Genomic DNA, 12,728 nt, shown 5'->3' with positions numbered 1-12,728 from the left:
GTGCTCGATCGAGGTTACCGGCTGCTCTTGCTCGGCGGTTTATTGATACTGCCTTGGACGTCAGTCAATGCCGTGCAAGCGCCTGCGTCGTCGCTCGACACCGTCGTCCTTGACGAAACCACCGTGACCGCCCGACGTCGCGAGGAAGACCCGCAACACGTACCGATCCCGATCAACGTTCTCTACGGTGAGCAACTGGACGAGGCCAACCTGCACACGCTGCAAGACATCCAGCAGCGTGTGCCCGGACTGGTGGTGTCCGGGCATGACGCCCGCTATGCCGGTTTTGGCCTGCGCGGGTTCGGCGCGACCGCCTACAACGATGGCCTGGAAGGCAGTGTCGGCACCTACGTCGATGGCGTGTACCAGGCGCGCCAGGGCATGGCCTTCACCGAGTTGATGGACATCGAGCGCATCGAAGTGCTGCGCGGGCCCCAGGGCACCTTGTTCGGCAAGAACACCACGGCGGGCGCGCTGAACATCATCACCCGCGCACCAACGTTCCAGCCCGAGACCAACCTTGAGGCCAGCTACGGGGACCACGGCCTGAGGGAGTATCGCGGGACGATTTCCGGGGCGCTGCGCGACGATGTCCTGGCGGGGCGGCTGAATGTCTTCGACCGCTCGGAGGACGGGCAAGTGGAAAACCTGGAAGACGGCTCTCGCCTGGGTGACGCCGACAGCCAGGGCCTGCGCGGACAACTGTTGTGGACGCCGACCACGGACTTCAGCGCCCGCCTGATCGCAGACCATGCCCGGCAAAACGAGGCCGGTAATGTGCTGCTGGTCAATCACTACAGCCAGCAGACCCGCAAACGCGCTCAATTTCTCGGCTATCCGCTGTCCGCGCCCGACCCTTATCAACGCGAGGTGCGCATCGACGCACCGGGGCGCCCGCAGACCCTGCAGAACGGTGTTTCGCTGGAATTGAACTGGGATCTGGATGACGCGATGCGTTTTACCAGCCTCACCGCCTACCGCGACTGGGACTACCGCGCCACCCGCGACGGCGACAGCACTACGCTGTCGGTCGCTCAGTCCGAGACGGAACTGGGGCACCGGCAGTTCAGCCAGGAATGGCGGCTGTCGGGCACGGTCGGCTCGTCCATCGATTATGTCGCCGGGCTCTATTATCTGCGCCAGCAGCTCGACCGGGACATCGACGTCCAGTTCGGCAAGGACGCCGCGCCCTGGTTCGTCGGCGATCAGTTGGAGCAATTGCAGAAACTCTATGGCATCACCTTTACCGATCCGAGCCAGGTGCCGTCGCCGCTTCTGGACGGCGCCCGGCAACACTACGACGGCGAGCAGAAGGGTGACAGCCGGGCGATTTTCGGCCAGGTTTCCTGGCGCCCCGTCGATCCTCTCGAACTGACCGGCGGCCTGCGCTACAGTCAGGAGCGCAAGGATGGCTGGGTCTCCCGCGACCTCAGCAACCTTGCCTCGCTGGACGGCTTGCCTCCGGTTTTCCAGGCCGGCGGACAGTTACTGCGCGACATCGCCCTCGGCCGTGGCTACTACCGCCAGGACTCGATTGAAGAAGACAACGTCTCCGGCCTGCTCAGCGCCAGCTATCGCTTCAGCGATGCCGTGATGGGCTACGTCAGCTGGTCTCGCGGCTACAAGGCCGGCGGCATCAACTTCGACGTGGTCGGCCCGTTCGCCGAGCCCACCTTCGAGCCGGAACGCGCCACGTCGCTGGAGCTGGGCATGAAGACGCGGTTCTGGGAGGAGCGTGCGATGCTCGACCTCGCCCTGTACCAGACCGATGTCGACAACTATCAGGCGCTCACTTACAGCCCGCCGACCTCGATGTTCGCCCCACCGCTGCGGGACAACCTGATCAACGTCGGCAAAGTCCGCCTGCGCGGGATCGAACTGGACTCCGCCTGGCAACTTTCTTCACGACTCACCGGGCGCCTCGGCCTGGCCTGGAGCGATGCACGCTATCGCAGCTTCCCCAACGCACCGTGCCCACCGCAGACCGGCCAATGGACCTGCGACCTCAGCGGTGACCGCCTCTACAACGCGCCGGAATGGAACCTCAGCAGCGGCCTGGACCATAGCCATCCGCTGCCGTACGGGCTGGAAGTCTACAGCGGCGTCGATTACAGCTTCCGGACCGGCTACTACGGCACCCTCGAAGGCGGAGAGGGCAGCTATCAACCCAGCTATGGCATTACCAACCTGCGCCTGGGGCTGCGCAGCCAGGACCGGGGTTGGGAAGTGGAGGGCTGGATGCACAACGCCTTCGACCGGCACTACATCAGCGCCGTGTACTCATTGCTGGGGGCCGGAGACTACGGCGTGATGACCGGCAGCGAAAGAACCCTCGGCACCACCCTCAGGCTTCGCTATTGAGCGAAATAAAACGCGTCGGACAAAACGCCAGGCGGTTGCCGCCGGCCTTCTTCGACAAGTACATCGCCTGATCCGCTTTGCTGATCAGCGCATCCACTTCCTGCCCATGCTCGGGGAAAAACGCCACACCGATACTCGCGGCAATCTCCACCGTTCGCGCGCCAATCAGGATCGGCGCATTGGCCGCTTGCAACATGCGCTTGAGCAACGGCTCGCAGTCCTCCACCTCCTGCAAACCCACCAGCCCGGCTACAAACTCATCGCCACCGAGCCGTGCCAGCGTGTCGCTTTCACGCAGCGTCGCATTGATCCGCGCCGCGACGATCTGCAACACCCGATCCCCCCAGTCATGCCCGTAACTGTCGTTAAGCGCCTTGAACCCATCGAGGTCGATAAACGCGATGGCGACTTTATGCTGATGGATACGCGCCTTGCCCAACGCCTGACGCATGCGCTCGGCCAACAGTAGCCGATTGGGCAACTGCGTGAGCGCATCAAAACGAGCATCGCGTTCGAGCAACTGAAGACGTTGTTTCACCTGCGTCATGTCGCTGACCAGCGCCACATAATGCTGAACGTTCCCGTGACGGTCATGCACCGCGCTGATGCTGATGCGCGACGTCATCTCCCGGCCATCCTTGTGACTGCTTTGAATCTCGCCGGACCAATGCCCGTGGAAATCCAACGCGTTCTTCATCGGCGCAAAGAACGCTGTAAGCCGCCGCACCATGCGATGGGAGTTCAAATCCCGGCCCCTGACCTCGTCCTGTCCATAACCGGTGAGCCGCGTGAAGGCCTCATTCACGCTGATGACCCGACCGTACGGATCCACCAGAACGACCCCCTCCCGTGCGTGGCTGAAGACCGTTGCTGCCAGTTCCGGGCAAACGGCGCCACCGCGCGGCTCCAGCACGTCCGCGTCACGGGCCGCCGGCCACGTCCTGGAGTCGAAGCCCTGCTGCGCCAAGTAACCGGCCAGGAACGAAAGCGCCCGGTGCAGCCGGGTCAACGCGGTCGTCGCGAGCCTGGAATTGAAGCAATAGCTACGGATGAAGGTGCGTAGGTTCATTTGGATTTATGTGATGCTGGCGGGTAAAGGGAGTGCGAGCGAAAGGGGGATTATTAAGGGGGAAATTTGCCGGTGACTTTGCTGGAGCGGATGGGAGCTTTGCGGGAGGGGATGGAAGGGAAATATTTTTGCTGGGCCTGCTGTGGGGCAGCTTCTGAGCTGGCAGTTACCCCAGGGTATCCGTCCACCCTGTGGCGAGGGGATTTATCCCCGCAGGGCTGCGCAGCAGCCCCAAACCGCCCAATGCAACTCATCGGAAGAGAATCACTAAGGCTTTTGATCAGATAAAGTTCAGCCATTGCAGAGGCATAAAAGCAGCACCATCTGAGTGGAGTAACGACCATGGATTACGACGACACATTGATAGAAGAAGCCGTGCTTGCCTTGCTGGCAGCGTTCAGTTCCGACAAGGGCAACGCCTGGAAAGGTTTTGACTTTGAGGTCATGAACCGACTGCATGAACAAGGCCTGATCAGCGATCCTGTAAACAGGAACAAATCGATCTGGTTGACGGAAGAAGGGTTGGAGCGAGGGCGGGAGATTGCTGATCGGTTGTTTGGAAAAGAGGGTTGAGGGTCCGAGTCGCTCCGCGATCCCTCGCCGGAAGTGTTCGGCTGGGTTCTGAGTCAGTGCTGATCCATGGCATTGCGGTCGCAAATGTGCAGGGCTTGACAGGGCAGGGATACTGGAAGCAGTTCCGCGGTTAACGCGATGCGTCTGTCACGACTCAAGGTGTCCTATGCGCAATGAAGAACTCAAGAAAGTGTTCGACCAGCAAGCTGTCAGCTACGACAAGCAATGGGAAGGGATGGCGCCGATTCGCGCCGCCCTCTATTTGCTGCTCGAGTCTCAATTTATCGGTCTGCTGGAAGATGCCCGGATACTCTGCGTTGGTGTTGGCACAGGGGCGGAACTGGCCTATCTGGCAGAGCGCTTCCCTGGCTGGCATTTCACGGCTGTCGACCCCTCGGGCGCCATGCTTGAGGTTTGTCGTCAGAAGGCCGTTCAAAATGGCTTTCTCGCACGCTGCCATTTTCACGAAGGCTACCTTGACACGCTCGCCGCCGAGGCCAGCTACGACGCTGCTACCTGCTTGCTGGTATCCCAGTTTTTGTTAGACGCAGAAGCCCGCACCAGGTTCTTTCACGAGATTGCCCGCCGCCTTAAACCTCACGGAATATTGGCGAACGCTGACCTGGCCTCTGATACCGAATCGCCTGCCTATGAGGTGCTGTTACGCAGTTGGCTGACGCTGATGTCCTCCGATGGTCTTCGGCCAGAAGGGCTGGAGCGAGCGCGCACTGCCTACGCCAGGAATGTTGCGATCCTGCCTGCGCAACAGGTGGCGGGCCTTATAAGGGCCGCCGGGTTCGACGCTCCTGTGCAGTTCTTTCAAGCGGGATTAATGCATGGATGGTTCTGTACGCGGCAGGCCGATCTGACGCGCCGTCCAAACGGCTTGTGCTAGCCTGTTGGGCCAGCCAGGCAACACCGCAAGGGCCAATCAATGTTCAGCTGCTCTTTTCGCAGGCGGAAGATTTTGCAAGGTGTTCAACGAGGCCTATCCGCCGTCCTGACGACGGACGCACGCCGGCACTTATCGAAAGGGGACGGCGGGCAATTCTCCCGCGGGGCTGCGTAGCAGCCCCCAAACCGCCCAACTCACTTCATCGTAAAGGATCATGACCCGCTGCTAACTAATTGCTACTGGTCAGGAAAAGCAACAAGTTGCGAGGAAGCTCGATTGAGCACGCTTTTTCCAAGGCTTCAATTTGAGCAGCACTGAGCTCATAGTCGTACAAATGATCTTCTTTCTGGCTCCAGTTCATTATTTTTGCCAGGGCTTCGCCGTCGATGCCAAGCGCTGTTTCGTATGTGGCGAAATCATCTCCGTCAATAACACCCATTATTTTGTGTTTCATGGTTCTATCCACCTCGTCGGGTTGGCTGGTTTGGTTTGGGTCCCCGTAACATGGTCGAACTCACCTAAGTGCTTGCCTCGCTTGTTATATTTTTCCAATGCGCCATGTTGAAAGTCCCACTCATATATAAATTTGTCACGATCCTTCCAGCGTGGGCGTAACCCCCCACCTTTCATGTGTGTCTTGGGTTGCGCCCATTTTGTATCTGGAAAGGCAGGAAGGGAGTCTGGTTTTGGGTGATAGTCGTGATGAGCAGTACTCACCACTACATAAACCGGCCGAACCCCCGAATCCGCCGGAAACACCAGAATGAAGTCCCTGTACTCCGGCGGATAAATCGGGTCGACAATAACGCTGTCAGCCATCGGTGTCGGCGGGTAGATCCATACAGGCGGTGCCTGAGGCGCAGCCTCCAGGGCTGGAATGCCAAGGGTGTCGGACGGATCGGTAGCCGGCGTCCAGATCAGTTCGACGCCATCGCCCAGGTCAGCGACGAACTGGTCGGCTCGTGGGGTGAACTGGACAACGTCGACCATTTCCCAGTCGCGATTCTGGCCTGTGTAGAACCCGTAGCCCTTGAGACTCCCGTCGGCTTGCTGTTCGATGCTCAGGCGCATACGGCTGCGGGCTTGCTTGAGGTTTCTTAGCTGGTCTTCGCTATAGAGCGCGCTGTCGCCCAGGCTGGAGGGCCAGAGCAGGGCAACGATGCCAGTCAGTAGCGCTGCGCCAACGGTGCCGCCGGTAGCCGCCGCCGTAGAAGCTGCCGAGCCGCCCAGCGCGAGCCTGCCCAACGTCGCCGGAACCGCACCCGCACCGATCTGCTTGAGGGGTAGCGTGCCGGACGGATCGGCGCTCCGGCCGCCGAGCCACATCAGATCGCCGTACTGTTTGACCAGGTCTGCCGGGACGTAGCCGTTGGGGTTGCTGTAATCGATGATGCCGTCGGGGAGCATGCAGCTTTTGGCAAACACGCTTCCGGTTACGCTGGATAATGGTTTGTTATCCGCTGTGGCCCAGCGCGCCTGTACGTAGGCGGCCTGTCGGGCAAGCATGGCTTCATAAGCCCGCTGTCGGGTTTCGCGCTCGGCCAGTTCGGTGGCGCTCATGTCTCGATAGGTGACGTAATGCCCGTCACCACCGGGCGGGTTTCGGACTTGGGGAATGTCTTGTTTGCGTGTCACGACGTGGTGCGTCTCGTCCGATAAAAGGCAGGACAGACGCTAACGCGGGAGCTATGGAGGGAGATGTAGGAGGTTTCTGTGAGTGATTGGTCCGTTTTCCTCAATGCAGGTAGAGGCGGCGGTTAGAGACCTGATGCAGCCCTCAGCCATTTGCCAGCACGACACGGCCAAACCTGGCGTTCGCATTCTGTGGTGTTATCGCCAACAACCGATCGAGGCGAATCTCCAGGCGACCATCAGCGGTTTCGACTTCGAGAAATTCCTCCCGCGTCGGCGAGGTGCGCGTGGTGATCGCACGGGCTGTCAACCGCTGGCCGCCAGTCAGTTCGATGTCCAGCGCATAGCCGTATAGGCAGGCAATTTCCAGATAGTCATGCAGATCACAGTCCAAGGGTTTGTAGGTACGCATCTCGTGCCTCGCAACGTTGCAGTGTGGGAATAACGTAGCCCTGGCAAGCGTAGCCCTCGACGCTCTCGGATAGATGGCGTCCATGGGCGCCATCTATCCGGTCGCAAGGGCTGCCCGCAGGATCAGAGCAGTTCTTTCAACATCGTCTGCAGTTGGGCGTTGCGCGTTTCATCAAGCGGGAACACCGGCAGGCGCGGGTCGCCGACCTCCAGCCCGAGGTTGCGCAAACCGGCCTTGATGGTGGCGGGCAAGCCACCCTTGAGGATGAAGTCCAACAGCGGCAGCTGACGATAGAACAACGTCCGGGCCTGGCTCAGGTCGTTGGCGAGCACGGCGGCGTACAGGTCGAGGTTGAGCTGCGGGATAAGGTTCGGCGCGGCAGTGCACCAGCCCTTCGCGCCGGCCGCGAAGGCTTCCAGCGCCAGTGGGTTGCAACCGTTGTAAAACGGCACCTGGCCCTCACCCAGCAATTGCAGCTTGTGCATGCGCTGGATGTCGCCGGTGCTTTCCTTGACCATGGTGACGTTTTCCACCGCGTTGAAAATCCGCAGGATCAGCTCCACGGACATGTCGATGCCACTGGTGGCGGGGTTGTTGTACAGCATGATGGGCAGGTCGATGCTGTCGCCGATGGCCTGGTAGTGCGCGAGGATTTCCGCCTCGCTCAGTTTCCAGTAGGAGGCCGGCAATACCATCACCGCATCGGCGCCATGGGCCTGGGCAAAACGCGCACGGCGGATCGCCTTGGCGGTGGTCAGGTCAGACACGCTGACCACGGTCGGCACCCTGCCCGCGACGCGAGCGATGCTGAATTCGCTGACCTGATCCCACTCCGCATCGCTCAGGTAGGCGCCTTCGCCGGTGCTGCCCAGGGGCGCGATGGCGTGGACGCCACTGTCGATCAGACGGTCGATGGATCGGCCCAATGCATCGAGATCAAGGTTCTGGCCGTCGGCGGAAAAGGGCGTGATGGTGTAACCGATGATGCCGTGGATATTTGGGGTAGACATGGCTTGGCTCCTGGTGGGTTCAGTTCAGGCAATCGGCGTGTTGGCGCAGGTTCTGCCGGGCGTAGTAGTTGAAGGCGGCCGCGTGACGTTTGGGCCGGGCGATCCAGTCGTGGGCTTCGCGGCCCAGGTGGGGCAGGATCGGTTTCACCTCGCCGGCGGCCATCGCCAGCAATTGCAGCTTCGCGGCGCGTTCGATCAGTTGGGCGATGTTGCAGGCCTCTTCCACGGTGGCCCCGGTGGACAACTGGCCGTGGTGGGAAAGCAGGATGGCGCGCTTGTCGCCCAGGGCACCGGCGATCAACTCGCCTTCCTCGTTGCCCACGGGCACGCCCGGCCAGCCTTCCAGGAAGGCGCAGTCGTCGTACAGCGGGCAGAGGTCCATGTGGGAAATCTGCAAAGGCACTTCCAGCATCGACAGCGCGGCGATGTGGGTCGGGTGGGTGTGGATGATGCAGTTCACATCCGGCCGGGCACGGTAGACCCAGGTGTGAAACCGGTTGGCCGGGTTGGGCATGCCATGGCCCTCCAGCACCTCCAAGTCTTCATTGACGAGTAGCAGGTTGCCGGCGGTGATTTCATCGAACCCCAGGCCCAATTGCTGGGTGTAGTAGGTGCCCGGTTGCGGCCCGCGCGCGGTAATCTGCCCGGCCAGGCCCGAGTCGTGGCCGTTCTCGAACAGGATGCGGCAGGTCAGTGCCAGCTTTTGTCGTACAGTCCACGTATTATCCGGCAGTGTTTTTTGCATTTGGTTGACCGCCTGTTGGACCAGCTGGTCCTTGGGTGTCGCCAGTGTCTTGCTCATATCCGTTCTCCTGATTCGTTCTTTGACCGTTCTTGATCCGCGTCATGGAAGCTGTGAAAGGAAGGTGCTAATGACACTAAATAGACTATATGACACAAAGTGTCATTTGCAATCGCAGATTGTCCGTTTCTCTGGAAATGTTGGTTACCTATGTCCATTCGCTTGAAATTGCTCAGGAAAAAACTCGGGATGACACTGGACGTCCTGGCCGAGAAAACCGGGATGACCAAAAGCTACCTGTCCAAGGTGGAGCGAGGGCTGAGCACACCCTCCATCGCCACGGCGCTCAAGCTCGCCAAGGCGCTGAACGTGAAGGTCGAGGAATTGTTCTCCGAAGAAAACGTCTCGCTCGACAGCTACAGCCTGGTGCGCTGTGAAGACCGTCAATCGCTGGCGGCGAACAGCGGCAGCTCCGAATACGCGGTACTGGCCCATCAGGTATCCGAGCGCAGCCTGCTGCCCTTCATCCTCTATCCCGCCAGCGAATTCACCGCGCACCACGCGTTCAAGGAACACACGGGGGAGGAGTTCCTGTTCGTCCACGAGGGCCAGGTGGAAGTGGATTTCATGAACGAGCGCGTGCTGCTGAACCGCGGCGATGCCTTGCACTTCAACGCACAAAAGCCCCATCGCCTGCGTTCGGTGGGAGATGTTCAGGCGCAGTTGCTGGTGGTGGTGCACAGCGATGAATCGGCGGAGAAGGGGGAGGACGCATAACGCCGCGTCACTCCGCCAATGCGAGCCCGCCCGGCGCCGGGCGGGCCGATTTCACTGATTGACCTTGCCGGGCAGGGACAGATCGCCCGACGCCACCTTGAACACGTCGGCCACGCACAGCAGCGGGTTGTGCACGCTGGCGTTTACCCGCAGGGCCGCCGTGACGCCGTCGAAAGCACCGGCCTCTATCGCGCCGATGTCGTCGAACGGCACCCGCACTTCGACGGTTTGCCGGGTGATGGTCGGGGTCCAACCGGGGCTGTCGATCAGGATCGGCAGCCCCGGCCAAGTCTTCGGCACACGGGGCTTGGCCCCTTCGGGAATGTCCACCACTTTCAGTGAATCTTTTCCACAGGCCGGGTCGGGCTGCAGCACCACCCAGTGGGAATGCCAAAGGTCACCATCGTTATCCAGGCGCCCGTCGTGGTTCTCGTCGAACAGCGGCGTGTCGTCGAAGTCCGGGTGTGAGGTGACGGCGAACGCCAGGATCCCGGACTTTGGCTCGAAACCGATGACTGAAGGATCCAGGCTGGTGGGCCAGACATAGGAGAACACGGTACTGCCTGCCAGCTTGCCGCTGGCCGCGGGGTGTACCTTGCCGGCCTTGCCGGACACCGCCATGTGAAAGATCGCCACGTTGCCTTGGGTCGTGATCTTCGTATGGACGATATCGAACGGCGCCTGCACGGATTTCATTGGTTGGCTGACGGTGCCGCCTTGATGGGCTGTTTCATGGGCGCTGACGCTGACGCTGGCGCTCAAGCCAAGCAGCAACGAAGCGCAAAGGAGGTGGGATCGAGTGAGTTTCATAATGGGCCCTTCTGCCAAGTGATGTGTGGTGCTGGCAGTGTAGGGGCACGATCTGTACTATTTGGCTCTTAACGTACACATAACGTAGCGATTCGTTCAGAATGCAAACACATCCGACCATCGATCGCCTCTCCGGCATCCTCGACCATTTCCGCGTGCAGGCGCAGTTGCATCACACCGGCGCCCTGTGCGGTGTGAATCGCTTCGATGCGCGGGAAGGGTTCGGTTACCTGCATGTGCTGCGCCGGGGCCAATTGAAAGTCACCCACTCCGGTGGGCAAGGCCTGCCCTCGATGCGCTTCGAAGAGCCTTCGCTGCTGTTCTATCCCTGCCCGCTCACCCATCAATTCCACAATCCCCCAGCGGAAGGTGCCGACTTCACCTGTGCCCGACTGATGTTCGAGGGCGGTTCACTCAATCCCCTGGCCCGGGCGCTGCCTCCGTTGATTGCCTTGCCGCTGGCTCAGGTCCCAGGCCTGCATGCCGCCCTGGAGTTGCTGTTCGCCGAGACCGACCATGTGCGTTGCGGCCAACGGATGCTTGCCGACCGACTGTTCGAAGTCGTGGTGCTGCAACTGTTGCGCTGGCTGCTCGACCACCAGCATGAAGCCGGCATCCGGCCAGGCCTGATCGCCGGGCTCTCCAACCCACGCCTGGCCCGCGCTCTGGTGGCCATCCACGAAGACCCCGGCGCCGCCTGGACCCTGGAGCGCATGGCGGAACGCGCGTGCCTGTCACGCACGGCATTCGCCAACACCTTTCGCGATGTGGTCGGCCAAACCCCCGCCGACTACCTGACCAGCTGGCGTATCGCCCTGGCCCAGAGCCGCTTGCGCCAAGGTGAGTCCATCAAGCGTTTGACCGAAGAGCTTGGCTATACGACGCCGTCGGCGCTGTCGCGGGCTTTTACAGCCAAGGTGGGAGTGTCGCCTCGGGAGTGGTTGGCAGCCGGCCGTTGATCAAGTGTCGGATCGGGCTCGCGGACGTTGCGCTGGTTTATCACATTCCTGAAGAGAACCCCGGCACTTGGGTCACTGCAATACGTATCGAACAAAACGCCGCTTCATATTGGCCCAGCATCCGCAACACCCAATCCACGCGCTTGCGCATCCGCTTATCCTCTTCTCCAATCGGCGTATCACCCTCCATGACCGACTCCACGTTTCTGATAATGAGGTGCTCTGGCAAGTAAACGATTCGGCAGTTTTTATAACTCGAAGCCCGTAACTCCGAAATCGGGTAAGCGCCTCCAAGGCCTGCAGACACGCCCACCAGTAGGGCCGGCTTATGACCGAGTTCCTCGATGCCCGCATACACGAAGAAGTTCTTCAAGGCAGGGCACGCCATGCCATTCCACTCAGGACAGATAACGATTAACGCCGTCGCCTTCCTGAGGCTTGATTGCAGTGAGTTCCAAATGGACTGGGTATCTTCTTGCGGCCAAAGGGGGAGCCGCTGGCGTGCCAGGTCTATCACCTCAGCGGAATCGAAAAGCTCAAGTTCATCTATCCGGCGATATAGGTATTCGGCCACTTTCGAGGATTGACTGCCCTCTCGCTGGGAACCGGCGATGATGACTAAATGGCGATTCACGGGGCTACCTCCTCATTTGTCTTGGCTGCAGGTTTGGCATGACGGCGGCGTGCCAGGGGCCAGAACAATTCCTCGGTCCAGCTGATCGGCGACAGGTTTTCAATACCGTAGGCGGGCGGGCGTCGCCGGGTGATCTTGGCCGTTCCGAACAGCATGTCCCAGACGAACAGCAGGTTGCCGAAGTTGCCTTTGTAATGGGTGACGCCGTCTTCGGCGGTCAGGCCGTGATGCGCCGAGTGCGTGGAAGGGGTGGAGATGACGCGCTCCAGCACCCAGGCCACAGGGCGCAACGCCGGGATCCGGTAGAGCTTTTCATCCCATGGCACGCTGCTGTGGGCGGCAAAAATGACCGTCATCTTCACGATCAGGTAGATGTAATACACCGGCGCCAGGCCCAGGTAGATCAACATGCCGCTGAGCCAGATACCGGGCATCAGCAAGTAATAGAAACTGTTATTGCGATAGACGATGCGGATGCTCATGTACGGCGCGGAATGATGCGCCCGGTGCAAGGCGTACAACACCGGCACTCGATGCGTCAGGCGATGCCACCAGTATTGCGTCATGTCGTCCAGTAGCAGGAACAGGGCGAACCCGGCCACCCAGGGCAGGGCAACGAGGGCATCTTTCATCTCCGGCACGGCGAGGCTGAGGATCTTTGCACTCAACCACATCACCGTGGGAAACGTGATGGTCACCAGGATGCCGGAGCCAATCGCCTCTATGAGTACGTCACGCCGGCTGCCGGTTGATTGCTTGAACGCGGAGCAGGCGAGCTCCAGTAACACGAAGGCGAGGAAGATCCCGGCCACGATGAGCGTTGGATGATTAGCGAGCATTGTTGTATTCATGGC

The 12,728-nt window shown here is 60.6% G+C and carries 14 protein-coding genes; 5 read left to right on the top strand and 9 right to left on the bottom strand.

All coding sequences use genetic code 11. The features are described from left to right. Window positions 1-2,361 carry a TonB-dependent receptor gene (locus EGM97_RS01135; protein ID WP_238961480.1) on the top strand — a complete coding sequence of 787 codons (2,361 nt, stop codon included), beginning with the start codon at window positions 1-3 and terminating at the stop codon, window positions 2,359-2,361. On the opposite strand, the gene EGM97_RS01130 is transcribed toward EGM97_RS01135, so the two are convergent. Next, window positions 2,345-3,430, bottom strand: a complete 1,086-nt coding sequence (locus EGM97_RS01130) for a sensor domain-containing diguanylate cyclase (RefSeq protein WP_238961479.1) — start codon at window positions 3,428-3,430, stop codon at window positions 2,345-2,347. The two genes, EGM97_RS01135 and EGM97_RS01130, sit on opposite strands and share 17 nt — an antisense overlap. 342 nt (window positions 3,431-3,772) lie before the next feature. Here EGM97_RS01130 and EGM97_RS01125 point away from each other — a divergent pair, with 342 nt between their 5' ends. Both EGM97_RS01125 and EGM97_RS01120 read left to right on the top strand, forming a co-directional pair. Next, window positions 3,773-4,003: a DUF6429 family protein gene (locus EGM97_RS01125; RefSeq protein WP_238961478.1), complete on the top strand. Its 231-nt coding sequence runs from the start codon at window positions 3,773-3,775 to the stop codon at window positions 4,001-4,003. Between the two features lie 166 nt (window positions 4,004-4,169). Next, window positions 4,170-4,898 (top strand): class I SAM-dependent methyltransferase, encoded by a 729-nt coding sequence (locus tag EGM97_RS01120; protein WP_238961477.1) that lies wholly within the window; start codon window positions 4,170-4,172, stop codon window positions 4,896-4,898. 229 nt (window positions 4,899-5,127) lie between these two features. Here the strand turns inward: EGM97_RS01120 and EGM97_RS01115 are convergent, their stop codons facing one another. From EGM97_RS01115 to EGM97_RS01095, 5 genes are all read right to left on the bottom strand, one after another. Then, the gene (locus EGM97_RS01115) at window positions 5,128-5,352 is read right to left on the bottom strand and encodes a DUF7683 domain-containing protein (RefSeq protein WP_238961476.1); all 225 of its coding nucleotides are present in this window, start codon (window positions 5,350-5,352) and stop codon (window positions 5,128-5,130) included. After that, complete coding sequence (locus tag EGM97_RS01110; RefSeq protein WP_238961475.1) at window positions 5,349-6,533, bottom strand: colicin E3/pyocin S6 family cytotoxin; 1,185 nt, start codon at window positions 6,531-6,533, stop codon at window positions 5,349-5,351. Before EGM97_RS01110 ends, EGM97_RS01115 begins: the two co-directional genes overlap by 4 nt. 142 nt (window positions 6,534-6,675) lie before the next feature. After that, the gene (locus EGM97_RS01105; RefSeq protein WP_238961474.1) at window positions 6,676-6,942 is read right to left on the bottom strand and encodes a Rho-binding antiterminator; all 267 of its coding nucleotides are present in this window, start codon (window positions 6,940-6,942) and stop codon (window positions 6,676-6,678) included. Window positions 6,943-7,064: 122 nt separating this feature from the next. Further along, on the bottom strand, window positions 7,065-7,952 hold the full coding sequence (locus EGM97_RS01100) for a dihydrodipicolinate synthase family protein (protein ID WP_238961473.1): 888 nt from the start codon (window positions 7,950-7,952) through the stop codon (window positions 7,065-7,067). A 19-nt stretch (window positions 7,953-7,971) separates the two neighbouring features. Continuing rightward, on the bottom strand, window positions 7,972-8,754 hold the full coding sequence (locus EGM97_RS01095; protein WP_238961472.1) for an aldolase: 783 nt from the start codon (window positions 8,752-8,754) through the stop codon (window positions 7,972-7,974). A gap of 150 nt (window positions 8,755-8,904) precedes the next feature. On the opposite strand from EGM97_RS01095, the gene EGM97_RS01090 reads away from it, so the two are divergent. After that, the gene (locus EGM97_RS01090) at window positions 8,905-9,471 is read left to right on the top strand and encodes a helix-turn-helix domain-containing protein (protein WP_238961471.1); all 567 of its coding nucleotides are present in this window, start codon (window positions 8,905-8,907) and stop codon (window positions 9,469-9,471) included. A gap of 51 nt (window positions 9,472-9,522) precedes the next feature. Here the strand turns inward: EGM97_RS01090 and EGM97_RS01085 are convergent, their stop codons facing one another. Continuing rightward, window positions 9,523-10,281, bottom strand: coding sequence for a hypothetical protein (locus EGM97_RS01085; RefSeq protein ID WP_238961470.1), 759 nt, complete (start codon window positions 10,279-10,281; stop codon window positions 9,523-9,525). Window positions 10,282-10,382: 101 nt separating this feature from the next. Between EGM97_RS01085 and EGM97_RS01080 the strand changes: the two genes are divergently transcribed. Further along, window positions 10,383-11,240, top strand: a complete 858-nt coding sequence (locus tag EGM97_RS01080; RefSeq protein ID WP_053152486.1) for an AraC family transcriptional regulator — start codon at window positions 10,383-10,385, stop codon at window positions 11,238-11,240. A 40-nt stretch (window positions 11,241-11,280) separates the two neighbouring features. Here the strand turns inward: EGM97_RS01080 and EGM97_RS01075 are convergent, their stop codons facing one another. Together EGM97_RS01075 and EGM97_RS01070 are read right to left on the bottom strand one after the other, a co-directional pair. Next, window positions 11,281-11,874, bottom strand: a complete 594-nt coding sequence (locus EGM97_RS01075) for an NADPH-dependent FMN reductase (protein WP_238961469.1) — start codon at window positions 11,872-11,874, stop codon at window positions 11,281-11,283. After that, the gene (locus tag EGM97_RS01070; RefSeq protein ID WP_238961468.1) at window positions 11,871-12,725 is read right to left on the bottom strand and encodes a sterol desaturase family protein; all 855 of its coding nucleotides are present in this window, start codon (window positions 12,723-12,725) and stop codon (window positions 11,871-11,873) included. The genes EGM97_RS01075 and EGM97_RS01070 overlap by 4 nt, the downstream gene beginning before the upstream one ends. Window positions 12,726-12,728: the final 3 nt, after the last annotated feature.

The organism is Pseudomonas sp. AF32 (assembly GCF_022342325.2).
Lineage (GTDB): Bacteria > Pseudomonadota > Gammaproteobacteria > Pseudomonadales > Pseudomonadaceae > Aquipseudomonas > Aquipseudomonas uvaldensis.
Note: the sequence above shows the minus strand (reverse complement) of the source record. Positions and strands in the feature narration are given on the sequence as shown.